Source organism: Reinekea sp. G2M2-21, assembly GCF_015687175.1.
Taxonomy (GTDB): domain Bacteria; phylum Pseudomonadota; class Gammaproteobacteria; order Pseudomonadales; family Natronospirillaceae; genus Reinekea.
Genome location: NZ_JADPQG010000001.1, coordinates 1,843,639 through 1,869,414, shown reverse-complemented (window position 1 = coordinate 1,869,414; position 25,776 = coordinate 1,843,639). Strand labels below are relative to the sequence as shown.

The window sequence follows — 25,776 nt, the reverse complement described above, 5'->3', positions numbered from 1 at the left end:
GTCGGAACTGGAGCGCATGTCGATAACACAAGGCATTAATCATCTCGGTTTGGCCGTGAATCACCTTGAAACAACGAGGGATTTTTTTTGCAGCGTGCTGGACTTTCAGCAGAAGATGATCGATCCGAGCTACCCACGGGCATCTGTCAGCAATGGTTTTGTGACGTTAACCCTGTGGCAGGTGGATCACTCGTTAGTGGTGCAACCTTTTCATCGACGCCAGAATATTGGTCTGCATCATCTTGCGTTGACTATCGAAACGGAGGAGGTTCTGCAGACACTTTACGACAAAATCAAGAGCTACCCCGGTTGTGTTATTGAATTCGCACCAGAGTTACTGTCTGGTGGGCCGCGCAAACATATGATGTTTTGTGAACCTGGCGGTATTCGAATCGAATTGACCTGGAATGGCTAGTGTCCTGAGTTTGAAATTCGCATAGTTTCAAAGCTCATGGCAAGCGCTGGTACAAGGCGCTCTTAGTCGAGAATATCGAGATCTTTTAAAGAAGAGCAACGCCGTAATCGTGTTTTCCATGAGCTATCTTCTGACTCACTTGTTCAAGCATCCATGCTTGATCAACCTATGCGACGAAAATTATATCGCGTGGTCGTTTGAAAGCCGTGAAAACAGCGCGAGCATTCTTATCGGTCCAGTTGTCGCCCGAAAAAAAAGTTAACTCGCCATGGCGTCGGCAAAATCCGGTGCGTTTTCCTGTAACACAAAATCTTTCACTTCACTTAAACAGCTGCCGCAGTTGGTACTGCATTTTAACTGTTGTTGTAACTCCTCAAGTTTGGCTCCGGGATTGTCCATAAGGAACTTTTTAATTTGCCGATCTGTGACCGCGTAACAGGTACAAACAATACGCCCGAGTTTGGTGACATCGTCGGTTTGTCCCTCGAACAATGCCGTTATGGGCAGTTGGTTGATGTCCGTTGTGGCTGCGAAATCTAAGAAGTCAATGTCCGGCCAAGTGACCGAATGGGTGCTGACTTTCAGCCAGTCGGTCATTCCATACTGATCGCCGGCAACCCAGAGCGAACTTTGCTGAGTGGCATCGGTATGGTAGCGATGTTTCTGACTTTCCTGAGCCAGTAAAAATTCTGAGTAAGATTGCGACGAGTGAAAGAAATGGTACAGCACACCGCAATCCGTGATGGTTTTAAAAAAGACTGTTTGCTCTAACCAATCCGGTAGGTCTATATCGTTTCTGACAAAGAAAAAACCACTAAATTTTGGTTTGATGGGGGCAACAGCAACCTTGGCGTGTTTAAACGCCGGTTGGCCAGATATAGGATCGATGATGGCCGCAATGCTGTTGGCAACGCCACCTTGATTGGCAAAGGTCTGGTTCCAATGCATAGGTGCAAATACGTCACCGGACTGCTGAGCGGTTTCTAACCTTGCTATCGCAAAAAATGTCCCTTGCTCTGAACTGGTTTTAACGAGTTGCCCGTTAGTGATGTTGCGTTGCCGCGCGTCGGTCGGATTCATGTGTAATTCAAATTGCTGACTGTGCTGAGTTAACGATTTGGCCAATCCGGTTCGTGTCATGGTATGCCATTGATCGCGGAGCCGACCAGTATTGAGGGTTAACCTATTATCGGTACTGGTTGGTAACGATATTGGCATCACCGCAACCATGTTGGCTTTGCCCGATGGCGTGGAAAACTGACCGTCGGAGAATAAGCGGTCTGCGCGTTTATGACGACTTAATGGCCATTGCTTGGGCTGCCAATCTTGATAGTCCCGGAAGCTGATGTCCGCAACATCAGACAGCGAAAACTGCAGCGTTGAATCATCATTCAGTTTGGACAAACTCGCGTGTTCTCGAAAAACTTCGTGCGCGTGATGCCAGTCAAAAGCATCTGGATGCCCCAGTTTTTTAGCCACATCGGCGATCGCTGCCCAGTCGGCTTTTGCTTGACCCGGGGCAAACAAAAACGCTCGTTGCCGGGAAATGCATCGCTCGGAGTTGGTGACAGTGCCATCCTTTTCACCCCAGGCCAGCGCAGGAAGTTTAATACTCGCGTAGGGCAGGGTGTCGTTGCTGTTGACCACATCGGAAACAATAACGGTCTCAACCGCCGATAATGCCGCTTTAATTTTATGGGCGTCGGGCAAACTGGCGACTGGGTTTGTCCCCATAATCCAGAGTACTTTGATTTTCCCCATCGCTGCGGCATCAAACATATCGATGGCTTTCAACCCTGGTTTTGTGGCCATGTTTGGCGCGTTCCAGAACGCTTTCACACGAGCGATGCTTTGAGCGTCGAACATGCGGTGAACAGCCAATTGATTGGCGAGTCCGCCGACTTCACGGCCTCCCATGGCATTAGGTTGACCGGTAATCGAAAAGGCCGAGGCGCCCGGTTTGCCGATGCGACCGGTGGCCAGGTGACAGTTAATTAGAGCATTGCCTTTATCAACACCGGATTCAGATTGGTTGATACCCATTGACCACAGTGTCGTGGTCTTTGTCGTTTGAGCGAACCAGCTAAAGAATTGTGTTAAGTCGGCAACCGTTAATCCACATTTTTCTGCCTGTTGCGCAATGTCGTCACCGACGTCTGCGCGCGCGGCCGCAACCGCAGCTTCATATCCGTTTACATGATTATTAATGTACGTTTGGTCGACATAACTATTGTCTGCCAGGTACACCAGCAGGGCATTAAACAGTTGTCCGTCTGTACCCGGTTTAATGGCGAGATGTAAGTCGGCTTCTTTCGCCGTGGCGGATTTCCGCGGATCGATAACCACCAGTTTTTTATCGGGTGATTGCGCTTGTGCCTGTTGCATACGTTGGAACAGAACAGGATGTGTCCAGGCCAGATTTGATCCCGTCAGTACCACAAGATCGGCCTGTTCAATATCCTCATAGTTACTGGGAGGCGCATCTTCACCGAATGCGCGGATGTGTGCCGCCACGGCCGATGACATACACAAGCGACTGTTGGTGTCGACATTCGCCGTTCCCAAGAAACCTTTCGCCAATTTGTTGGCTGCGTAATAATCTTCGGTGAGCAATTGACCCGACAAGTAAAAGGCCACCGAATCCGGTCCCCAGGTGTCTTGGGCTGTGCGAATTTTGTTGGCGATGGTCTCTGTAGCCGTTTCCCAGCTGCATCGTTCGCCGTTTACGTGAGGGTACAGAAGTCGGTCTTTCAGTGGTAAAACATCGCCCAGATGCGTACCTTTTACACACAGCCTGCCTTGGTTCGCCGGGTGGTGTTTATCACCGCTGACCCGTATGGAGCGATTGTTGTGTTGCGGCAAGCTGACACCGCAACCTACGCCGCAATAGGCGCAGGTTGTTGTTCGGTCTGATTGACTCATGGGACCTCTGACTTACAGTGCGATATGAATGTGGTCGTCTTCAATTTTGGTATCGAAAACACCCAATTTAACGGTGTTGTCTTCCAGACATTCGCCGGTGGTCAGGCAAAAATGCTGTTTGTAAATAGGGCTGGCGACCACCAGTTTTCCTTTTAAGTCGCCGATAATTCCCCGTGCAATGACGTTGGCGTCGCTGAACGGACAGTAATTTTGAATGGCGTAGATCGCGTCATTTTCCGGTAGGTAAAACAGGGCAACCTGTTTACCATCAACCAAGGCAGCGACGCCGCTGTGGGCGACCAAATCCTTTTTGGTGCAGACCTTTTGCCATTGTTTGGTTACTTGAACAGTCATAGCGTGCTCCTTAAGCGGTTGCAATGAGGTTGGCTTTTTCGTCCGTTGTGGCTGGACGAATCTGATCCCGTTCGGCAACAAAAACAACGTTGCTGTCACTGGCGTCGGTGTTCACAAAGGTGCGGAAGCGTTTCATTTTTTCCGGATCTTGCAGGGTCGATTTCCACTCGCATTCGAATGTTTCAACAATGCGATTCATCTGCGCTTCCAATTGTTCACCTAGGCCGAGTGAATCGTTCAAAATGACGTCTTTCAGGTAATCCAAACCACCTTCAAGGTTGTCCATCCATCGGGCGGTGCGTTGCAGACGGTCTGCCGTGCGGATGTAAAACATCAACAGGCGGTCAATGGTGCGGATCAATTCAACATCGTTGAGGTCCGTTGCAAATAAGTCTGCGTGTCTTGGTTTCATACCACCGTTACCGCAGGTGTAAAGGTTCCAACCGTTTTCCGTGGCGATGACGCCAATGTCTTTGCTCTGTGCTTCGGCACATTCACGGGTACAGCCGGATACTGCGAATTTTAATTTATGCGGGGCGCGTAAACCCTTGTATCGGTTTTCGATCAAGATTGCCATGCTGACGGAGTCTTGCTGACCGTAACGGCACCAGGTACTGCCAACACAGCTTTTTACCGTACGAACCGATTTGCCATAGGCCTGTCCGGTTTCGAAACCGGCGTCGACCAGTTCTTGCCAGATCAGCGGTAACTCGTGTAGTTGTGCACCGAACATGTCTATGCGCTGACCACCGGTTATCTTGGTGTACAGGTTATATTTTTTGGCAACCTCACCGATAAAAATGAGTCCGTCAGGTGTGATTTCACCACCGGCAATACGCGGAACCACTGAGAAAGTGCCATTTTTTTGCATGTTCGCCAGGAAGGTATCGTTGGTGTCTTGCAATTTAACATGCGGTTGGTTTAGCACAGGCTCATTCCAGATACTGGCCAAAATAGATGAAACGGTTGGCTTACAGATGTCACAACCTAACCCACGTCCGTGTTTTTCGATAAGGGCATCAAAGGTTTTAATTTCGTTAACCTGAATCAGGTGAAACAGTTCCTGGCGGGTATGCTCGAAATGTTCACACAGCGATTTATCGATGGTGACGCCGCGGGCTTCAAGTGTTGCGTCGACGACATCTTTCAACATCGCGGTGCAACCGCCGCAGCCGGTACTGGCTTGTGTACTGCTTTTGACATCACCAACCGAACAGCAACCAGCGTCAATGGCGCTGATGATGTCGCCTTTAGAAACGTTCAGGCACGAACAGATGGTGGCGGAATCCGGCAGCGCATCAACGCCCAGCGCGGGTGCCGCATTGGAACCGAGGTTCGGCAAAATAAGACTGTCGGGTTCTGCTGGCAATTCAATGTCGTTCAGGTGGTACTGCAATAATGTGTCATAAGCGCTGTTGTCCCCTACAAGAATAGCGCCGAGTAACCGTTTACCATCGGCGGTAGTCACAATTTTTTTATACACGCCTTTGGATTCATTGTGGTAACGGAATGACAAAGCTCCCGATGTCTGAGCATGCGCGTCGCCAATCGAACCCACATCGACACCCAGTAATTTCAATTTGGTGCTCATGTCTGCACCCTGGAAAGGCACAATATGTTCGCTGCCGGCAATGGACGCCACTGCTGTTTCGGCCATTCGGTAGCCCGGAGCAACCAACCCATAGATCCGATTCTGCCATAGGGCGACTTCGCCAATGGCGTAAATATCCGCATCGGAAGTCTGGCACAGATCGTTAATGACAATGCCACCGCGCTCACCCACGTCAATGTCAGCGATCTTGCCCAACGCGTCCTGTGGTCGAATACCGGCTGAGAAAACCAGAACATCCGTTTCCAGTGGGTCGGCATCCGCAAAATGTAATTTGAGACGGTCTTCCGCAGTATGTTCGATACTCTGAGTGCCGGTTTGGGTATGGACGGTAACGTCCAGGGCTTCAATCTTTTCTTTCAATACCTGACCCGCGCCATCGTCTAACTGAACTGGCATAAGGCGTGGTGCAAACTCAATCACATGGGTTTTCAGCCCCAGTGATTTCAGTGCGTTGGCGGCTTCCAGACCCAGTAGGCCACCACCGATGACCACCCCAGTCGTGCGCCCTTGAGCGGCTGCTTTAATGGCATCCAAGTCGTCGAGTGTTCGGTACACAAAACTGCGGGGGTTTTGATAACCCGGAATCGGCGGTACAAATGGATAAGAGCCCGTCGCTAAAACAAGTTTGTCGTAAGTAATCGTCTCACCATTATCCAGGTCAACAGTTTTATCTGCCTTATTAATACCGCTGGCTTTGACGCCCAGATATGTCTTAATTCCCAGGCTCAGGTAATCCGATTCCTGACAGTACGCTAAGTCAGAGTGACCCTTACCCTGAAAGTACTCAGAAAGATGGACACGGTCATACGCGGAAACAGGCTCCTCACCAATAATATGCAGTTGCCAGTCCTGGGCGCAGGCTTGTTTTTGCCATTCGGCAACAAAATGGTGACCGACCATGCCATTGCCAATTATGACTAAGTTCTGTTTCGGTTTGCTGTTCATCGTTTGTTCCTCTGGTCCTGTTTCCCGTCAGCTTTGTGACTGCGCTGGTGCCCGTGTTGGACGCATGCCTCTGACTTCTCTAAATAACTGGCGGCAAAACTGTTGCAGCACAGTCGTTGTGATTCGCAAAATTCTGTGCGCGTGCCCTGGATGGTTTTCGAAAAGCCGCCAAATCGGATGAGGTAGCTTTTCTTGCACGCAAAAAAAAAGCGCCCTCAGGAAGACCTGAGAGCGCCAATGCTCGATACGCAAATCACAGTGTTTATCGGAAAAAACTTATGTCAGACATAAAGTTCTTTACGATAATTGCTATAAAGCGAATGGCGTGCCAAGTTTTCGAAAGTCAAAAAACATGGGGGTTCTCATTGGGGTTGGTCGGTTTTTCCACCGTTCGCTGTGATTATATTGCACCACTTGTTTGCATCCGTTGAGGGCGTTGAACTTTCTTGGTGCTGTTTGATGGTAATGTGGTACTGCCAGTGATGGATGGTCTACGCTTAACCTAACCAGTTGGCGGTAATAAGGATGACTTTGAGTAATAAAACGGCGCTCGTGCTGATTCCAACCTTTTCACAGACGATTGAGCAGCGAATATGCAAGGGTATTCATGAAGAACTTGCAGACACTTCTATACGTGTTTTGAACGCGCCGTTGGGCTATTTGCCGGCCACAGATGTTCCCATCGACTGTATTTCCTGGATCCATAGCGTTTTGCAGGATGCTAGGCCGGATATCGTTTTGGCCTATGGCGGCGGTCTTGCCTTTAACGCCAGCGAGCAATTGTATCGGCAAGTGCTGAAGTGTTATGGCGACATACCCATTATTAATATTGGATTTGTGTTGTCTGGTGTTCCGTCGATCGTCGTAGACAATTATCACGGTATGTTGGAACTCATGCGTGCGGTGGTCAGTCGGCGTCCTACAAGTGGTTTTGTTTATATCAGCGGACCGGTGCAAAACGAAGACAGTCGCCTGCGTTTACAGGCTCTCAGAGATGCTTTGGCAGAACATTCGCGCAGTGATGACCTGCAAGAGGTGATCATTGGCGATTTTACTTCACGATTAGCCCGCGAGCTATTCGAGTCTTATCTGGATACGCAAACGAACCCGGCTGAGACCGTTGTTTGTAGTAATGATCTGACGGCCAAAGGTGTGTTGGATGCATTGCGCTCGCGAAACTACCGTTGCCCAGAAGATTTCTGGGTGACTGGATATGATGATTTTGAATACGCAGCCTCTGTTCAACCAGGCTTGTCTACGGTTCATTTCCCGGCCAAAGATGTTGGTGTGCAGGCGGCGAAATTGGCGAAACTGTTGTTAGCTGGAGACACTGATATCCCCATGACAACCGAAGTGAAGGGCTATCCGGTATGGCGAGGCAGTACTGGCGATAACCACCCTGGGCTGGGCGATCTCGATAAAGAATTAAGCGAACAGTGGGCGTTAATCCATCAGCGCGATAATAATGCGCGAAAACTGACCGTGTTACGCAGTTTTCAGCGCCGTTTGCCTATCGCTACTATTTTGCAGGAAACCCGGATAAATCTTGGGGATCTCCAAATTGAAAGTCTTAACCTTTTTATTGAAGAAGTTGGAGAGGACGGCAAGGAATACCTCACCGAGATCGGATTGGAAGGTAATAGGCACACTCGAATTCGAGAGCAAACCTACTTACCGACATCCTTCCTAGAAACAGAAACTGAAAGCTACTGGCTGCTTTGCCCGCTTGAAGTGGAGGATGCTCATTACGGATATCTTGTGGCAAGAACAACGCTCATCGCAGCGGAGTTCGTTGAGTTTATTGCACCCCAGATTACGGATTTACTGCACACAGAGGCCCTGCAAAATAAAAACGAAAGCTACCGCCTGCAAAACGAATTAAATGAACGAATGGCCTCACTGGGCAGTTTAGTCAGTGGGGTCGCCCATGAAGTTAACACACCTATTGGTACCGGGAAATTAGCGGCTTCATCATTGCTCGATATCGTGCAAGTGTTGCGATCCAAGCTAGCAGATAACACCCTGACGAAACGCGATTTCGATGTGTTTGTCGATGAATGTGGTGAATATGCCCATATCATTTACAACAGTCTGGATCGCGCCGCGGACCTGATATCTAATTTTAAAATGGTGTCTGTAGACCAAACCGCCGAAGCCAAGCGTCAGTTTGATCTGGGCGAGTATGTGAACTCGGTGCTGAGTAGTTTACGGCATCAAATAAAAGGAACGCCGATTGAGTTGCACGTAGAACTGGATGAAGGTGTCATTGTGAATACGTTCCCAGGGGCGGTGGCTCAGGTGTTAACGAACTTGTTCATGAACGCTTTGAAGCATGGGTTGGATAACGGAAACCGAGCAGGTGTAATCACGTTTCAATTGAAGAAGCTCAATCGGGGTTTTCGATTAACGGTCGGCGACAGCGGCAAGGGCGCCTCCAAGGAGGTTTTAAGCCACATTTACGATCCTTTTTTTACCACGACCCGAGGGGCAGGTGGTAGCGGTCTTGGGATGCATATTGTGTTTAATCTGATCTCCCAGAAGTTGAATTGGACCATCCAGCTGGAATCCGAACCAGGGAAGGGGTTCAAAGCCATTCTTGGCTCGCAAGCGCAGCCTGCTAAAGAAGAGATCTGAGCCCCAATCACTGATCCGACGCTGCGGTAAAACCCTTGGGTGGGTTTATTGTCGTCGAAACTCCGTTGCTTTTTTTCCTAATGTGCGGCCGTTTCTTTGCCGGTGATTTTACTGGCCGTTTGGATCAGTACCACAAGCACCAGACCCGCTAATACGCCGGTAACGCCATTTAGGACTGCAACCAACACATGACTTAACCAGGCATACCAGCCTGCTCCATGGCTAATGATTTCCGCCCAGTGTTCGAATAAATGGTGAACCGCTGGTATGCCATGTGTAAGAATACCGCCACCGACCAAAAACATAGCTAACGTCCCTGCGATGGATAGAAATTTCATCAGTACCGGTGCCGCATTCAATAAGAACGTGCCGAGCTGCTTTTTCACGGCGGATCCCGCGCTGTTGGTAAACAGGTGCAAACCCAAGTCATCGATTTTCACCAGACCTCCCACAAAGCCATAAACACCGACAGTCATCGCGACGGCAATGACCACTAGCACAGCCATCTGTGTCAGTAATGATGCTTCGGCAACGGTGCCGAGTGTGATGGTGATGATTTCAGCGGACAAGATAAAGTCTGTTCGTATTGCACCTTTAATCTTGTCTTTTTCAAACGCCACCATGTCCACATCGCTCATCAATGCGGCTTGCTTTTCTTTGTTGTGGGCGTCATTTTCTTCAGAACTGTGTAAAAAACGATGCACCAGCTTTTCGGCACCTTCAAAGCATAAAAAAGCACCACCGAGCATTAGTAATGGCGTAATCGCCCAAGGTATAAGCAGTGAAATGAGTAGTGCGGCCGGAACCAATATCGCTTTGTTTTTTAATGATCCTTTCGCTACAGCGAGTACGACTGGGATTTCGCGCTCAGCTCGAACCCCCGTAACCTGTTGAGCGTTCAATGCCAGATCGTCGCCGAGTACCCCAGCTGTTTTATTGGCTGCAACTTTGGTCATGGTCGCCACGTCATCCAAAAGAGTGGCGATATCGTCGATAAGTGCGAGTAGGCTGGTTCCTGCCATGTTCAGTGATCCTTTAAAAAGTCGGACAGTATTTTTGTGAAAGCGACCGGTTTTTCCGCATGTGGCCAATGACCGGCACCTTCAATGAGTTTTGCTTTTGCATTTGGGAATAACTGCATAATGCGATTTTGGTCGTCTGCTGTGATATATCGACTGTTCATTCCTTTGATAAACAGCGTAGGACCGTAAAATGGTTGTGTACTTGTCGGCTCGCAAGCCACCGCTTCGTATCGGTTTTCCAAGACATCGACATTGAAACGCCAGGCTAGCTTACCCTCCTGTTTGTACAGACTTTTCAGCAAAAACTGCCGTATGCCTTCATCCTGCAGGTGGGGGCTCATCGCGGCATCAACGGCTCGTCGGTCCGGTACCTGATCAAAATCGACGCTCTTGATGGCGGCGAAAACATCCTGGTGATGCGGCTCATAGCGTTTGGGCGCGATGTCGACAATGATCAGTTGTTCTAATTCGGGGCCCGGAGAATTCAGGGCAATTTCCATGGCGACCTTGCCACCCATTGAATGGCCCAGGAGTCGATAACCCTCTATGCCGTGCTGGACTATCCAGTCTCTAACCGAGTTTGCTAATGATGGTAGCGTCGGTTCGCTCATCCAGGCCGATTTTCCGTGATTAGGTAAGTCCAGTAAATGCACCCGATAGTGATCGCTCAACGAACGGCCGACACTGCGCCAGTTGTCGCCTGCCCCAAAAAGGCCATGTAAAAAAATAATGTCTGGTCCCTGACCAAAGGTTTCGCTGTGCAGCATGAATCTCTCACTGGCGGTAAACAAAGCGTTGCAGTTTAGCGGTGGCGCTGCCTAAAATCCACGTTCAGTCAGTAACGTCGTTGGGTTTGGGTATTATGGAATGTCGGGAACAGTGCGGCGCCTGTTGTATCGCGCCGGGAATCAGCCAACCATTTTACGGTATGCCGAATGGCAAGCCCGCCGGGGTTGCCTGTATACATCTTGACCGTCAAATGCGTTGCCAGCTGTTTGGGGACCCGAGACGACCACCGGTGTGCGCCTCGTTTGCGCCTGAACCCGCTTTCTGTGGTGACACGCGGGAACAGGCCATCAGGATTATGCTTGAACTAGAAGGGATCGACCCCGACTCAGCTCAAGGCAGCTGAGCTTTCAGCAGCGCGGGCGCCCAGCTCTTCATAAAGTTCATCGTTGCGGTCGGTTGGCAGATTAAAGCGGCTGAATAACGGCACTTGCTCCCAATCCCGCAAGCCCCAGCCAGCTTCCAGGTGCCGGTTGTGAATAAGGTTCGCTAAGGTCACTAATCCGGCGTAATCCACTTCATCCGGTTCCCGATCGAACTTTCGATACAACTTAGGGACTTCCGATAGTTTTGTGGGGAACTCCCATTTTTCCAGAATCGTGCTGCCTAAAGGACCGTGCAGGCGATCAATAACCTTGCCTAAAGTGATGTTATCTTGAATCAAATCATCTCGTTCTTCTGCATAGGTCAGAATGGGTAATGCGCCTAGGCGGTGTATCAAACCTGCCAGCATGGCCTCGTCAGGTGCCAATACTTTGGTGTGCGCTGCCAAAACGGAACTCCAGGAAGAAATGATACCGGTGAGTTGCCATAACGCGCGCATCCGTTTTTCAATCATATCACTGGTCGCCTGGAACATTTGTTCCATGGCCAGACCTATTGCGAGGTTCGAGGTATAGTTCATACCCAGACGACTGACCGCCATCGGTAAATCCTTTACCTCCTGTGGGGCACGTAACAGAGGACTGTTGACCACACGAATGATGCGTGCAGACAAGGCAGCGTCTTGTGCGATTATTTCAGTCAGATCATGGATGGTCGAATCATCTTTTTCAGCAACATCTCTTACTTTTAACGCCACTTCCGGCAAGCTTGGCAGCGTCAGCTGATCGTTTTGTAACGCTTCGATGATGTCATGGGAGACGGTTTCAACTAGGTTGCTCATGTCGCGGGGTTGATCCTGTTCGTGTCAGTTAAAAAATTAGTGTAGCAGCTGCACCGCAACTTGCTGATTTTCGTCCGCAAACATCGGAAATTCCGTCTGCTCTGTTATAATGATCGCCAAGCCGAATCCATTTCCGGCAACTGTGGCCTGTTGAATGACGTCACCAATGATGCCTTGCTCGGAAAAAACCTGCTCGATTTGTTCATCCGATGACCAGGTCACCGTGAAAAGACGTTTCTTAGACTGGCCTTTGTAATGTAGCCGGGCGACAACCTCTTGACCGGTATAACACCCTTTACTGAATGAAATGCCATTCAGTTCATCCAGGCTGAAATTTTGCGGAATCCATTGTTCTACCTGTTGTTCATTCAGCCAAATGAAGCGCTCTTTGATGTCCTCCACTTGCCAAACATCGACCGCCCCTGGTTCGGCTTGCGCAATCTCTGTTGGACATGTCGTCTGAGCAGGTTGCCAGAACATGCCCCGGTGTTGACCCCAATCGCAGAAGAAACCTTCAGCCAGCTCATTTGCCAGGCTTTCTTTACACGCATTGAGTCCAGTCCCGCTTAAGCCATAGCCGATATATTGACCGTCTTCGTAGGTCATCTTGGCGCCTCGGAAAAAGGCGACGTATTTGGTCAGGTGTCTAAACAGCACCGGTGCACTGGTGCGCTCACACAGGAGATAATAAATGTGACTCTGTTTTGCGTTCTGCACGATCCATACATTGGTAATTGTGCGTCCTTTGGCGTTGCAGAATGCGCCTTGCATTGGGTGATGAGCGTCGACCCTGCTGACATCCTGGGTGCATTGCCCCTGTAAAAATTTGAGTGAATCCTGACCTTCGAGGCGAATCACATCCAGATGGACTAGCGGATAACGGCTTAATTGATTCATGACGCTCGGTTTGACCTCGGTATGCTGATAAACTTAGCCCCATAATAGGTCTGATACGGATAATTAAAAGTGAAAACTTCTGAAAAACAACACGAGGATTTGCGGCGTCTTACCTGGCACAGTCGTCGAGGGATGCTCGAATTGGATGTGTTGCTGCTGCCTTTTACCGAACAACGATATCTGCAATTGAGTGAAGAAGACAAGGTTCAGTACCAGCGATTGATCAATTGTGAAGATCAGGATCTGTTCAATTGGTTTATGGAAAAATCAGTGTGCCCTGACTCAGAAATTCAGCGCATGGTGAATATCGTGCTGGATTATGCCCGTCACGGTTGAAGCTGGCATACGTCCATCGCGTTGGCGGATATTTTTTGAAGCCGTGCCTGTAGCGACAGGTTTTGGTCTGTTCATGGTCTGGGGTGGTCATCCATTTTTGCTGCCTTTATGGCTGTTGTTGGGATGGTTGTTTTGGCATGTGCGACGTTCTGAATTTGATGCCAATTACATTCGTGTCGAATCTGAGCGAGTGGTTTTGTGGCAAGATGATTGTGCGTCGCAATGGCAATGGCGCGGAGTCGGGCGATTGTCACATGCATTTATTGAATGGGAGCTCTGGTCCGATACTGAGGAGAGGTTGCCGTTTCGAATCTGGCGGGATTCCGTGTCTGACCCCAGTTGGCGGGCATTGAATATGTGTTTTAGGGTCATGCAACGCCATGCGCAAAAGCAATCAGAAGGTAGCTTGGGCTCCGCGGAATAATTGGCATCTACCTCCGCGGGTGCAGAAATTCGCAAACGCCGAGGCAAGTTCTAAAGGTAAAATTCATTGTCTTGGCTATGGATTTAACGAAGAAATTAGCTGTTTCAGCCACGTCTTCCGGGTCCTTCATATCGATGACAGAGCATTGATGCCTGTTTTGAAAAGGACTCGTCATTCTTTACATCACTCGCATCCCTCATCCCTCGATCCGACAGAACTGCGGTGGATAAAATTAATCAGAGCAGTCCTTGCTCAATCGACCTGCTACTTTTTGGTAAAGCGGCTCTTTGCCGCAAAACCGGCGCCCGTGCTATGTTGGTCGATGACCTTGCCGACGCTCGGTTTGATTTTGTTTCGGTGATAACACCGTTATTTCGACTTTATCTCTGCATTGAGTATAACTGCGCGTGAAATGCAGACCACGGCTTTCTTTGCGTGACAGAGCCGATTCAATAATCAGTTCAGCGACAACAACCAAATTGCGCAACTCCAGCAAATCCGCCGAGATTCGGAAATTGGTGTAATATTCGCTGATTTCCTGTTTCAACATCTGTACCCGTCGTTTGGCGCGTTCCAAGCGTTTATCAGTACGCACAATGCCAACGTAATCCCACATGAAGCGTCGCAACTCATCCCAGTTGTGTGAAATGACCACCTTTTCGTCGGAATCGGCAACCTGGGAGTCATCCCATAAGGGCAACTTTTCCGGGTTGTATTGTTTCATGTCTGATTGCGCGATGTGTTCAGCCGCAGCTTGCGCGTAAACAATGCACTCCAGCAGGGAGTTGGATGCCAATCGGTTGGCACCATGGAGACCGGTGTAGGTGCATTCGCCAGCGGCAAACAGCCCCGGTAAATCCGTAGCACCTTGCTGATTAATGCGGATACCACCACAGGTATAGTGCGCCGCAGGGACGACGGGTAGTGGTTCTTTGGTCATGTCAAAGCCATATTCCAGGCAACGTTGATAGATCGTCGGAAAGTGGGTTTTAATGAAATCCGGTGATTTGTGTGAGATGTCCAGATACAGGTTGTCTGCACCAAGTCGTTTCATTTCGTGGTCGATGGCACGGGCCACGATGTCTCGTGGGGCCAGTTCGCCACGTTCATCAAACTTATGGGCAAAGCGTTCGCCGTTGGGTAATTTCAATAGCCCACCTTCGCCGCGAACAGCTTCTGAAATAAGAAATGACTTGGCTTTCGGGTGGAACAAACAGGTTGGATGGAACTGGTTGAACTCCATATTGGCCACCCGGCAGCCGGCTCGCCATGCCATGGCAATCCCGTCACCGGTGGCACCGTCCGGGTTGGAAGTATACAGGTAAACTTTGCTGGCGCCGCCACTGGCCAATAGGGTAAACCGAGAGCCAATGGTGACTGGTTCATCTTTGATGGTGTCGAGTACGTAGGCACCAACGCAACGATTCTGCTCCTCGTCACTGTTTATCTTGTCTGTAGTGATCAGGTCAATGGCAACGTGATTTTCCAAAATGTGAATATTCGGTGCTTGGCGTACTTTCTGAATCAACGTTTCTGAAATAGCGAGCCCGGTAGCATCTGCAGCGTGGATGACCCGGCGCTGACTGTGACCACCTTCACGGGTTAAGTGGTATTTAACTTCCGATCCATCGACGCGCGTAAACGGAACGCCTTGTTCGATCAGCCAGTGTATTGCAGATGTTGACCGTTCAATGGTATAGCGGACTGCTGCCGGATCGCACAGTCCCGCGCCCGCCTGCAATGTGTCTTCAACATGTTGGTCGACAGAATCCACTTCATCCAACACGCCCGCCACGCCGCCTTGGGCCCATGCTGTTGAGCCGGTACCCAGTTTGCCTTTACACATCACCAGAACCTTCATGTGAGACGGCAGGCTGAGCGCAGCGGTTAATCCGGCAGCGCCTGAACCAATGATAAGAACATCGGTTGATAAACGTACAGACATGAAGTGATCCTTGGGTACAATAGGCAATGAGAGCACAAAGTTTATCGAGAAATGAATGGTTTTACATCGCTTTCATGTCTCCGATCCTGAGGATTGCTGATTTCAATCAGTGTTGAATTTGGTGGGATGCGATGTCAGAGGATTAATATTTGCCTCCGATGAAACTTTTTGGGTTTCGCCCAGTCACAATGCCATCCTATTTTACAGATAAGAGTATTGCCGAATGTCCGACACAGTAGATGTAGATTTACTGCTGGTTCAAAAAGCTCAGAAAGGAGATTCTAGGGCGTTTGATCTGCTGGTATTAAAATACCAACACAAGGTTGCATCGGTAGTTTCCCGACTAGTGTTCGAGCCAGATGCCATTGAAGACATAGTTCAGGAGTCTTTCATTAAGGCTTACCGAGCGTTGCATAATTTTCGTGGTGACAGTGCGTTTTTCACTTGGATATATCGCATTGCCACCAACACCGCCAAGAATCATCTTGAAGGGATGCGCCGTAAACCGAGCTATAGGGGACAGGACATTGATGATGTGGGGCATTTTGATATGCCCGACAAACTGCGCGAACAGGATACCCCTGACGGGTTATTGGCCAGAGCTCAGCTTGAAGATCATTTGCAGCAAGCGTTACGGGCCTTGCCCGAAGATTTACGGGTAGCACTGACATTACGCGAGTTTGACGGAATGAGTTATCAGGATATTTCTGAAATTATGGACACACCCATTGGCACGGTTCGGTCCCGAATCTTCCGCGCACGCGAAGCCATCGAGAATGAATTGCATCAGGTAATGTCGGGTTTAGGCCGACGTGACCAGTTAGAATCGGTTTGAGGTAGTAATATGACCAAAGCACATGAATCCTTTTCTGCTTTTCTGGACGGTGAAGCCAGTGAGCTTGATATACAGCGAATGCTAAAAACGATGAGCGAAAATCCGGAGGCTCTGCATCAATGGCATGATTTATCCAAAGTGCATGCAGGGATGCAGGGAGATGTCATTGTTGATACCGCTCTGGAGTTTACCGATACCGATGTTCAGGCGCCGGCGGAAAAAGCTTCCCGATTCCGATTCCGGTTGATGCAGGGCGGAATCGCTGCAGCTGTCGCCATGGTTGTTGTGTCGGTTGTTAACCTGAATCAACCGAATACCACCGATGTTGAGGTAGCAAAAGCCGTTGTCACATCTGGGCAAGCCTCCATTGCAGGCAGCGAGTTGGCGCAACAACAGTTTGAGGCTCAACAGCGTTTGGACTTGTTTTTGCGTGAACATGCAGAGCAGGCTTCTTTCACGACGGGTCATGCTGTGGTGCCGGCTGACTTGGAATGGGTAGAGGCCTCGGAATGAAAACGATGAAGTTTGTTGGCTGGATTTCGCTGTTGATTTGGTCGGGGCTCAGTAGTGTCCAGGCCATGGAATGGCAGCAACTTGATTTGATGCGTCAGGCCTTTCAACAACAGAATTACCGTGGAGAATATCTACATCGTCGAGGTGATGACTCCAGCCTCTATAACGTTGTGCATCGTTATGAGCTCGGCAAAAGCACGGAATTGCTGAAGCAACTTGATGGCGACATGGTGGAAGTTCTCCGCGATGGTGACCGGGTTGATTGTTTTTATCCCGAGGGGTCGGAGGATGCGCTAAGTCATGCAGTACCGGCAGCGCCGTTTTCTCAGGTGAATGCTCTGGATCTGTCCAGAATTGCAATGAATTACAAAGCGGTGAGCTTGGGGATGGCTCGTGTAGCCGGATTACAGACCCACATTATTGAGTTAGTGGGCGATGATTGGCGGTACCGGCATCGCCTTTGGTTGGAAACAGAAACAAATCTGTTGTTGCAATCTGAAATCATCGGTTTGGATGGCGAAGTATTGGAACAGTTCCGGTTTGCCCGAATCGAGTTAGGTGTGGATATTCAGGCCGATGAATTGGTGCCTAGTTTGTTGGATGATCAAAATGCCCGCCGACAAACGGTTTACCGAAATGAACCGGAGCCACCGGTTGAGCAAGGTTTCAGTACGCGGTTAACTTGGCTGCCTGATGGTTACTTGTTGATGCGCAGTTCTCGGAAAGAAATGGGTAACGGTTGGATGGAGCAGCGAACCTATTCGGATGGTTTGGCCAGCTTTTCAATTTTTCTGGAAAAGGACGACAGCCGAAAACTACCGGTCGCGTTGGCTAAAATGGGTGCTACAAACGCCCTGATGCAATCGGAAAATGGTGTCTCCGTAACCGTTATTGGAGAAATACCCGTCAGCACAGCCAAACAAATTGTTCGGGGCATGTCCGTTGCCGATGCGAGTTTGTAAGCTCGCATCGCATGGGTTGCATTAAGTCGTGTGCTGTTTCCACCGAGTACCGTTAAACAAAAAACGTCGGCATGATGACCTCATACGGTAACACTTCATCAAACCAGAAGTCGTTTCAACAACACGATCAACCACCCGATTTGCACGCAGGCTTCTGACTGTCGATAATGCTAATGGATTGAACAAGCGTCTTACGGTAACCATTCAATATGTGTAAAAAATCATGATGACCGAAACCGGCGTAGTGGTCGCCACCCAGGACAATGCACTTATCGTAGAAGTGCTCAAAACATCGGCCTGTCAAAGCTGTAAAGCCAAGCAGGGCTGTGGTCAGGCGGTATTAGCGGAATGGGGTGATACAGAGCGCCAACAGCAGAAGAATCATTTCCAGTTGCCGTACAGTGGTCCGGCCAATGTGGGCGATGTTGTGGAGTTGGGAATGGCTGCCGATACTGTCTCACGTGTCGCGATGCTGGTTTATATGGTCCCGTTGTTTTTTGCCTTTCTCGGATTGTTTGTGGCGAATCAAGTTGGCCTGCATGAAGGGTTTCAAGTGTTGGTGATGGCGTTATCGTTTGTCGCGGGGTACGTTCTGATTAGTCAGTTTCCCACCAAAAAAATGTCTGCTTTAGAGCCTCAGATTTTACGATTGTCTTCACCTGGTAAAGCCTCTGACTTAATCGCGTCAAGCGCTACTGAGAAGGTGTAAAACCGATGTAAAGCGGCAGCGTGAAGCGGTTTAGCGCCGTACTCTTAGCTCCGATGCGTATGGTTTTGCATGGAGAAATTCAAATGAAGCAGCAATGGTTAAGCGCGGTTTATCTCGCCGCGGTGATGTTAGTCAGTACATTTTCTCAAGCGGTGCAGGTGAATCTGCCCGACTTTACCGAACTGGTTGAGGTCAACGCCCCCTCGGTCGTGAAAATCAGCACGTTCACTAAGACCGCGCAAACCAAAGGCGGTCAATCACAAGAGGTGCCAGAGTTGTTCCGGTATTTTTTTGGTGATCAACTGCCGGATGATTTTCAATATAACCAACCACAGCCCAGTCAGGGACTAGGTTCCGGTTTTATTATGTCGGAAGACGGTTATATTTTGACCAATAATCACGTCGTTGACGGTGCTGACGAAGTAAAGGTCCGAATGACCAATGGCGATGAGTTTAAAGCCGAAGTGATTGGTACTGATCCGGGCAGCGATGTCGCCTTGATAAAAGTGGACGCAACTGGCTTGCCCGCCGTTCAATTCGGTGACAGTGATGCCGTTAAAGTTGGCGAGTGGGTACTGGCCATTGGTTCTCCCTTTAATTTCGAGTACAGCGTCACCAAGGGGATCGTCAGCGCGAAAGGTCGAGCGTTGGGTGGTAATGATCGCTATGTGCCGTTTTTGCAGACGGATGTTCCTATTAACCCTGGGAACTCTGGTGGCCCGTTGTTTAATATGAAAGGGGAAGTCGTGGGTATCAATTCCCAGATTTACACCCGATCAGGAGGTTTCATGGGTGTGTCTTTCGCAATCCCAATCAATATTGCTTTAAACGTTGCGGAACAGTTGAAAGAGACTGGTACGGTTCAGCGTGGATGGCTGGGTGTCGAAATGTACCCACCGTTCAATGATGATATTGAGTTGGCCCGCTCTATGGGCTTGGATAGGGCGGATGGTGCACTGATAGCCCGTGTATTTGATGGTAGCCCTGCTGAGCAAGCAGGTATCCAGGCAGATGATGTGTTGATCGAGTTTAATGGTAAAGAAGTACGCCGTTCATCTGACTTGCCTCCATTGGTCGGCGTGGTTCATCCAGGGGACAAAGTTCCGGTAAAAGTCATCCGTAATGGTAAGACGATTAAACTGACGGTAGCCATTGGTGTATTGGATGAAGACTCGATCGTGGCTTCGGATACAACGTTGCCAAAAGCTGATAACCCGCTGAATATTATTGTCAGTGACGTAGGTTCTCGAAACGGCGTTCAGGTCGATCAGCTGTTGGAAGGGCCGGCGAAGAGTGCAGGTATGAGACAAGGTGATGTTATCACTATGATGCGAAACGAATTTGTGCGAGATAAGAGTGATTTTGATCGCATAGTGTCCGAGTTGCCGGAGAATGGCGCCGTGGCGGTGCGCATTTTACGGGGTGACAATATCGTCTATCTCGCTATTCCTATCCGTTAATTGATAGAGGTTGTCAGCGCCTTTGTGGGTGCTGGCAACCTCGACCTGACGACTTGACCGTCATTTCCGATTATTTGCATTTAAACCGGTGCTTTGCACCCGGCACCGGATAGTGTTCCCTGCGCAAATAGTTTAAACTCGCGGCCCCATTTTTTAGCAAGTGAAGTTGATACGTGAGCAGCGATTTATCTCATATCCGCAATTTTTCCATTATTGCCCATATCGATCATGGTAAATCTACCTTGGCTGATCGCTTTATTCAGCATTGTGGAGGTCTGGCCGATCGTGAAATGGCCGCCCAGGTTCTGGATTCCATGGATCTTGAGCGTGAGCGAGGCATTACCATTAAGGCGCAGAGCGTAACATTGAACTATCTGGCTAAAGATGGAAAAACCTATCAGTTTAACTTCATTGACACCCCAGGGCACGTTGACTTTGCCTACGAGGTTTCCCGTTCGTTATCAGCCTGTGAAGGGGCATTGTTGGTTGTAGATGCCGCTCAGGGCGTTGAAGCACAATCGGTTGCCAACTGCTATACCGCGATTGAACAGGGGTTGGAAGTTATCCCGATTCTGAACAAGATGGATTTACCGCAAGCCGAACCAGAACGGGTTGCTGCGGAAATTGAAGAAATTATTGGGATCGAAGCGCACGATGCTGTTCGCGCTTCCGCAAAGAGTGGTATTGGTATCGAAGACGCCCTGGAAGAGATTGTTCGCTCGGTGCCACCTCCGGTTGGTGACTTAAACGGCAAGTTGCAGGCGCTTATTATCGATTCATGGTTTGATAACTACTTGGGCATTGTTTCATTGGTTCGGGTTAAAAACGGTACCTTGCGTAAAGGTGATAAGATTATGGTTAAAAGTACCGGTCGAAGCCACGTGGTGGACCGATTGGGTATTTTTACGCCAAAGATGACGGAAACCAAAGAACTTAAAGCCGGAGAAGTTGGATTCATCTGCGCGTCCATCAAAGAAATTAAGGGCGCCCCAGTGGGCGATACCATAACCCATGCGACGACCCCAGAGGTGGAGCAACTGCCGGGCTTTAAAAAAGTTAAACCACAGGTTTACGCTGGCTTGTTCCCTGTCAGTTCGGATGATTACGAAGACTTCCGGGACGCACTGGAAAAATTGTCGCTTAACGATGCTTCTCTGTTTTACGAGCCTGAAAGTTCAGATGCTCTAGGGTTTGGCTTCCGATGTGGCTTTCTTGGCATGCTGCACATGGAAATCATCCAGGAACGACTCGAGCGAGAATACGACCTCGACCTGATTACCACAGCACCAACGGTGGTTTATGAAATACTGAAGACCGATGGTACTGTGTTGTACGTCGATAACCCGTCGAAGCTGCCTGCTGTAAATAACATTCAAGAATTCCGTGAGCCTATTGTACGTGCCAATATCCTGGTGCCTCAGGATTATGTTGGCAACGTTATTACGCTGTGTATTGAAAAGCGGGGCATACAGAAAGACATGCAATACGTTGGTGGTCAGGTTTCATTAACCTATGACTTGCCGATGGCTGAAGTTGTGTTGGATTTCTTTGACCGTTTGAAATCGGTCAGCCGTGGCTTTGCTTCTCTTGATTTTTCCTTCGACCGATTTGAAGACGCTCGCTTAACTCGCTTGGACGTGCTGGTCAACGGTGATCGTGTTGATGCGTTAGCCATCATTATGCACTCGGATTTGATTCAACGTCGGGGGCGTAGTCTGTGTGAGAAGATGAAAGAGCTAATTCCAAGACAGATGTTTGATGTCGCCATTCAGGCAGCGGTTGGTAACAACGTGGTCGCCCGCACAACTGTAAAAGCTCTGCGCAAGAACGTAACTGCAAAATGTTATGGTGGCGACGTTTCTCGCAAGAAGAAACTATTACAGAAGCAGAAAGAAGGTAAAAAGCGCATGAAGCAAGTCGGTTCCGTTTCGATCCCTCAGGATGCGTTTTTGGCTGTATTAAAGGTTGATAACTAGTCGTCGCGTTATCGTGTAAAGAATTCGGATGCGATTGGTATAAATGACCTAGGGCACTCAGGGCAGGTTAAATTGTCTGGAATGATGGGCTAAAACGCTAAATCGGCGCGAAATTATAGGGAGTCAGGATGAGTTTGTATTTTTTATCGGCATTGGTTTTACTGTTAGGAGCAGTGCTGACGGTTCTTGTTTTTAAAAGTTACCGTGAGCGATTGCTGAGCATTGAGCCAAGTACTGGTTTGAATATGGATTTATTGAAGTCGGTGTTTCAATCGACTTCCTTAGAGAAAGGCTTAGGCTATGGCTTGGTCGCCGGGATAGGGTATCTCATCTACCAGATTATCAGTCAGGGATTCGATTTTGCACTATTAATGATCGGGGCAACGGTCTTTACAGGTATTGTTTGGATGGTTGACCGGCTTTTAACCAAGAATACGCGTACTGGTATCCTGCAACGGGCAGTCGCTGAAATCCCTGAATTTGACGAAAAGACGGATACGGCGACCTTGGAGCCCGGATTGATCGAAAACAGTCGGGCTTTTTTTCCAATACTGGTTTTCGTGTTTCTATTGCGAAGTTTTCTGGTTGAACCTTTCCAGATTCCATCCGGATCCATGAAGCCAACTCTGGAAATCAGTGACTTTATTCTGGTCAACCGTTTTGCATATGGTATCCGTATGCCGATCACCAACAATATCATTATTCCGGTTGCTCAACCTGAACGGGGTGATGTTATCGTTTTTAAGCCTCCCCACGAACCCGATAAGAACTTCATCAAACGAGTTGTCGGTGTTCCCGGTGATCTGGTTCAGTTTGATTACAACCGTAGCATTTTGCGTATCAATGGTAAGGTGGTCGCCACAGAATATTTGAATTCGGCGACAGATGATGAAGGGCAGTACAAGCTTTATACCGAGTATCTGGATGGGCGAGAGCATCTTATTTATCAGAGTGCATACGTTGGCACAGGTACCCGACAGAAAGGGTGGATTCCTCTAGAAGGGGTCGTGATTCCGGAAGGTAAATTCATTGCTATGGGAGACAACCGCGATAGCAGCTTCGACAGCCGTTACTGGGGTTTTGTTGACGAAAATGCCATTCTGGGCGAAGCTTTCGTGATATGGATGCATTGGGAAGGGTTTTACCCGAGTTTTTCCCGTGCAGGTCGAATCCAATAATGATTAAAATAGGTGTGTTATGAAAAGTTTACGACGCCAACAGGGGCTTTCACTTATTGGTGTGGCTCTGCTCGCTTTTCTCGTTATCTTTTTCGGTTTATTAACCATTAAGATGTCCGGTCGTTATTTCGACCATTATACATTGGACAAAATGATTAAAACCTCGCTAGAGGGACAAACCAGTTCACGTTTTTCTGAGATTGACTTCAAAGATCGATTGCAGAAAAACATGGATATTAATCAGATTCAGATGAATCTGAAGACAGATCTAAAAATTGATAAGCGTAAAGACCCTATTACCATCATTTTAGAGTATGAAAAACGGGTGCATTTGTTTGGTAATGTTGATGTGGTCATGATGTTTCATGAAAATTATGAGTTATAACGTTGGCTTCTAAGTATTTTCGGTTAATTGCCAGTATCGGCTATCAGTTTAAAGATGAGGGTTTGCTGGAACAGGCGCTGTCACACCGCAGTTTTTCCCGTAAGAACAACGAACGACTTGAGTTTCTGGGTGATGCTATTCTGAATTGCACGATCGCGCAGGCTTTGTTCGAGCAGTTTCCCAATGCAAAAGAAGGGCAGATGTCTCGGCTGCGAGCACACTTGGTGAAAGGGGATACTCTGGCCGAAATTGGTCGAGAGTTCAATCTTGGTGATTTTCTCAAATTAGGCAGTGGCGAATTAAAAAGTGGCGGCTTTCGGCGCGACAGCATTCTAGCGGATGCGGTTGAGGCCATCATAGGTGCGGTCAGTATTGATGCTGATCTGGCCACGTCTCAACGAGTGTTGTTGGGGTGGTACGAGCAGCGTCTGCAAAATCTGGATCTTAAAGAGAACATTAAGGATTCTAAAACCCGGCTGCAGGAGTTTCTGCAGGCACGTCGCATGCCTTTGCCGGATTATCAGGTGACTCAAATCTCCGGCGAAGCACATCAGCAACAATTTACCGTTCACTGCAGCGTTGAGTCCAAAGACCAGCCCTTCGAGGGCATCGGCAGTAGTCGGCGTATGGCTGAACAGGAAGCTGCGCACGCAGCATTAAAAGCATTAGGCGAAAAACATGACTGAACACTTCTCTATTGATACCCAATGTGGCTTTGTTGCTATCGTTGGTCGCCCTAATGTTGGCAAGTCAACGTTGATGAATCATATTCTCGGGCAAAAGATATCGATCACCTCCCGCAAGCCTCAGACGACCCGACATCAAATAATGGGTATCTGGACGGAAGAAAAAACACAAATGGTTTTTGTGGATACACCTGGTATGCACCGAGGTCAGGAAAAGGCGATTAACCGGGTTATGAACAAGGCGGCAGACAATGCGCTGGCCGATGTTGATGCGGTTTTGATGGTAGTTGACCGGACCGTATGGACAGACGAAGACCAATGGGTACTCGACAAACTCAAACGTGTTAAGGCACCGGTTATTCTGGTGATCAACAAAGTAGATCACCTGGATAATAAGCAATCGTTGTTGCCTCATATTGAGCAGGTCAGCGAGAAATTTACCTTCAAGGATGTCATTCCAGTATCTGCTCTACAGGGTCATAATCTGGACACATTATTGGCTGTGTTGACGGCTTCCATGCCGAAAGGTCTGTTTCATTTTCCAGAAGATCAAATCACCGATAAAAGTCAGCGTTTCATGGCTGCCGAAATTATCCGTGAAAAAATCATGCGCCAGTTGGGTGCGGAGCTGCCTTATTCGACGGCTGTGGAAATCGAGCAGTTCAAGTTTGAAGACAGAATATTACATATCCATGGTCTGATCCTTGTCGAACGTTCTGGTCAAAAGCGAATCGTCATTGGTGACAAAGGTGCTCGCATTAAAAAAGTTGGCCAAGAAGCAAGAATCGATATGGAAAACCTCTTTGAAGCCAAGGTTATGTTGAACCTCTGGGTGAAAGTGAAAGGTGGTTGGGCCGACGATGATCGAGCGTTAAAAAGCCTGGGCTATTTCGACGACTGATTATGAGGTTGGCGGCTCGGGCAGAAACTGTCAGTGGGTTTCTCATTTACGCAACTCCCATCGGCGAGTATCACTTTTCGTGTGTTTTTTTCACGGCGGAAAAGGGTAAGATTCATTGTTTATTGAAAACACAGCCACCCGAGTTCGCGCGTCAGTTCGAGCTGAAGATTAAACCCTGTAAAACCGGGTATGTCGCCAGTGGGTTCCGATACCAACAGCCTCTGTTGATTTCGCAACCTAGAGAATCCTACTTCACTCTCTACATCAATGAGTTAATCTATCAGTTATTGCCTATCGATATTGCAGACTTGAGTTTGTTCGGTTGCTATATCAGTACCCTGATGCAGCTTTGCTTACCACATAAGACGCAGGCTGTTATGCGCTTCTTTGAAATGAGACTATTGGATTGCTTAGGTCTGGGAATCGATTACCAGCACGATGCCCAAGGGCAAGCGCTCATAGATATTGAGGCTTATTCCTTTCAACCGGGTGGGGGCTTTGTCGCCGACAACCGTGGCCGCTATCTTGGCCATCAGATCATTGCTGCAGGGCAGCTAAACCATGAGGTTAAAGGTGCACTTTCTGTTGCGCGGGAGACATTGTTAAATCAGCTGCTGTTTGCAACGGAAGGTCAGACGATTCGAACACGCTATTGGCCTTTGCCGCAACATCGCCAGGAGCCTCCGTTAATTGTCACCGAAAATTGAAGGGATA

General features: G+C 48.8%; 24 protein-coding genes. 16 read left to right on the top strand and 8 right to left on the bottom strand.

Annotation, left to right across the window (positions count from 1 at the left end; all coding sequences use genetic code 11):
- Positions 1-16: 16 nt before the first annotated feature.
- Positions 17-415: a VOC family protein gene (locus IYN85_RS08515; RefSeq protein ID WP_196158372.1), complete on the top strand. Its 399-nt coding sequence runs from the start codon at positions 17-19 to the stop codon at positions 413-415.
- 258 nt (positions 416-673) lie between these two features.
- Here the strand turns inward: IYN85_RS08515 and IYN85_RS08510 are convergent, their stop codons facing one another.
- From IYN85_RS08510 to nirB, 3 genes are read right to left on the bottom strand one after another with little or no spacing between them, the layout of a single operon-like run.
- Positions 674-3,337, bottom strand: coding sequence for a nitrate reductase (locus IYN85_RS08510; protein WP_196158371.1), 2,664 nt, complete (start codon positions 3,335-3,337; stop codon positions 674-676).
- Between the two features lie 12 nt (positions 3,338-3,349).
- Positions 3,350-3,691 (bottom strand): nitrite reductase small subunit NirD, encoded by a 342-nt coding sequence (gene nirD, locus IYN85_RS08505; RefSeq protein WP_196158370.1) that lies wholly within the window; start codon positions 3,689-3,691, stop codon positions 3,350-3,352.
- A 10-nt stretch (positions 3,692-3,701) separates the two neighbouring features.
- Positions 3,702-6,248, bottom strand: a complete 2,547-nt coding sequence (gene nirB / locus IYN85_RS08500) for a nitrite reductase large subunit NirB (RefSeq protein WP_196158369.1) — start codon at positions 6,246-6,248, stop codon at positions 3,702-3,704.
- A 531-nt stretch (positions 6,249-6,779) separates the two neighbouring features.
- Between nirB and IYN85_RS08495 the strand changes: the two genes are divergently transcribed.
- A complete protein-coding gene (locus tag IYN85_RS08495; RefSeq protein ID WP_196158368.1) occupies positions 6,780-8,882 on the top strand; it encodes a substrate-binding domain-containing protein in 2,103 nt (700 codons plus the stop codon).
- Positions 8,883-8,959: 77 nt separating this feature from the next.
- On the opposite strand, the gene IYN85_RS08490 is transcribed toward IYN85_RS08495, so the two are convergent.
- A complete protein-coding gene (locus IYN85_RS08490) occupies positions 8,960-9,904 on the bottom strand; it encodes a DUF808 domain-containing protein (RefSeq protein WP_196158367.1) in 945 nt (314 codons plus the stop codon).
- Between the two features lie 2 nt (positions 9,905-9,906).
- Positions 9,907-10,671 carry an alpha/beta fold hydrolase gene (locus IYN85_RS08485; RefSeq protein ID WP_196158366.1) on the bottom strand — a complete coding sequence of 255 codons (765 nt, stop codon included), beginning with the start codon at positions 10,669-10,671 and terminating at the stop codon, positions 9,907-9,909.
- A gap of 95 nt (positions 10,672-10,766) precedes the next feature.
- Here IYN85_RS08485 and IYN85_RS25855 point away from each other — a divergent pair, with 95 nt between their 5' ends.
- Positions 10,767-11,036: a YkgJ family cysteine cluster protein gene (locus tag IYN85_RS25855; protein WP_230390647.1), complete on the top strand. Its 270-nt coding sequence runs from the start codon at positions 10,767-10,769 to the stop codon at positions 11,034-11,036.
- On the opposite strand, the gene IYN85_RS08480 is transcribed toward IYN85_RS25855, so the two are convergent.
- Both IYN85_RS08480 and IYN85_RS08475 read right to left on the bottom strand, forming a co-directional pair.
- Entirely contained in the window at positions 11,019-11,855 is an 837-nt protein-coding gene (locus IYN85_RS08480; RefSeq protein ID WP_196158365.1) for an HDOD domain-containing protein, read from the bottom strand. The genes IYN85_RS25855 and IYN85_RS08480 overlap by 18 nt on opposite strands.
- A 36-nt stretch (positions 11,856-11,891) precedes the next feature.
- On the bottom strand, positions 11,892-12,752 hold the full coding sequence (locus tag IYN85_RS08475; RefSeq protein ID WP_196158364.1) for a folate-binding protein YgfZ: 861 nt from the start codon (positions 12,750-12,752) through the stop codon (positions 11,892-11,894).
- 69 nt (positions 12,753-12,821) lie between these two features.
- On the opposite strand from IYN85_RS08475, the gene IYN85_RS08470 reads away from it, so the two are divergent.
- Both IYN85_RS08470 and IYN85_RS08465 read left to right on the top strand, forming a co-directional pair.
- Positions 12,822-13,088 carry a succinate dehydrogenase assembly factor 2 gene (locus IYN85_RS08470; protein WP_370592171.1) on the top strand — a complete coding sequence of 89 codons (267 nt, stop codon included), beginning with the start codon at positions 12,822-12,824 and terminating at the stop codon, positions 13,086-13,088.
- Complete coding sequence (locus tag IYN85_RS08465) at positions 13,072-13,512, top strand: hypothetical protein (RefSeq protein ID WP_196158363.1); 441 nt, start codon at positions 13,072-13,074, stop codon at positions 13,510-13,512. The genes IYN85_RS08470 and IYN85_RS08465 overlap by 17 nt, the downstream gene beginning before the upstream one ends.
- A gap of 310 nt (positions 13,513-13,822) precedes the next feature.
- Here the strand turns inward: IYN85_RS08465 and nadB are convergent, their stop codons facing one another.
- Entirely contained in the window at positions 13,823-15,457 is a 1,635-nt protein-coding gene (gene nadB, locus IYN85_RS08460) for an L-aspartate oxidase (RefSeq protein WP_196158362.1), read from the bottom strand.
- 223 nt (positions 15,458-15,680) lie between these two features.
- Here nadB and rpoE point away from each other — a divergent pair, with 223 nt between their 5' ends.
- From rpoE to IYN85_RS08405, 11 genes are all read left to right on the top strand, one after another.
- Entirely contained in the window at positions 15,681-16,292 is a 612-nt protein-coding gene (rpoE, locus tag IYN85_RS08455) for an RNA polymerase sigma factor RpoE (RefSeq protein WP_196158361.1), read from the top strand.
- 9 nt (positions 16,293-16,301) lie between these two features.
- Positions 16,302-16,805, top strand: a complete 504-nt coding sequence (locus IYN85_RS08450; RefSeq protein ID WP_196158360.1) for a sigma-E factor negative regulatory protein — start codon at positions 16,302-16,304, stop codon at positions 16,803-16,805.
- Complete coding sequence (locus tag IYN85_RS08445; protein ID WP_196158359.1) at positions 16,802-17,767, top strand: MucB/RseB C-terminal domain-containing protein; 966 nt, start codon at positions 16,802-16,804, stop codon at positions 17,765-17,767. The genes IYN85_RS08450 and IYN85_RS08445 overlap by 4 nt, the downstream gene beginning before the upstream one ends.
- Positions 17,768-17,990: 223 nt before the next feature.
- Positions 17,991-18,476 (top strand): SoxR reducing system RseC family protein, encoded by a 486-nt coding sequence (locus tag IYN85_RS08440; protein WP_196158358.1) that lies wholly within the window; start codon positions 17,991-17,993, stop codon positions 18,474-18,476.
- An 83-nt stretch (positions 18,477-18,559) separates the two neighbouring features.
- Positions 18,560-19,936, top strand: a complete 1,377-nt coding sequence (locus IYN85_RS08435; protein ID WP_196158357.1) for a DegQ family serine endoprotease — start codon at positions 18,560-18,562, stop codon at positions 19,934-19,936.
- Between the two features lie 173 nt (positions 19,937-20,109).
- Complete coding sequence (gene lepA, locus IYN85_RS08430; protein WP_196158356.1) at positions 20,110-21,912, top strand: translation elongation factor 4; 1,803 nt, start codon at positions 20,110-20,112, stop codon at positions 21,910-21,912.
- 128 nt (positions 21,913-22,040) lie between these two features.
- Complete coding sequence (gene lepB / locus IYN85_RS08425) at positions 22,041-23,090, top strand: signal peptidase I (RefSeq protein WP_196158355.1); 1,050 nt, start codon at positions 22,041-22,043, stop codon at positions 23,088-23,090.
- Between the two features lie 19 nt (positions 23,091-23,109).
- Positions 23,110-23,475: a DUF4845 domain-containing protein gene (locus IYN85_RS08420; RefSeq protein ID WP_196158354.1), complete on the top strand. Its 366-nt coding sequence runs from the start codon at positions 23,110-23,112 to the stop codon at positions 23,473-23,475.
- Between the two features lie 2 nt (positions 23,476-23,477).
- Positions 23,478-24,161, top strand: a complete 684-nt coding sequence (gene rnc, locus IYN85_RS08415) for a ribonuclease III (RefSeq protein WP_196158353.1) — start codon at positions 23,478-23,480, stop codon at positions 24,159-24,161.
- Complete coding sequence (gene era, locus IYN85_RS08410) at positions 24,154-25,062, top strand: GTPase Era (RefSeq protein WP_196158352.1); 909 nt, start codon at positions 24,154-24,156, stop codon at positions 25,060-25,062. Before rnc ends, era begins: the two co-directional genes overlap by 8 nt.
- Before the next feature lie 2 nt (positions 25,063-25,064).
- Entirely contained in the window at positions 25,065-25,769 is a 705-nt protein-coding gene (locus IYN85_RS08405) for a DNA repair protein RecO (protein WP_196158351.1), read from the top strand.
- Positions 25,770-25,776 lie beyond the last annotated feature (7 nt).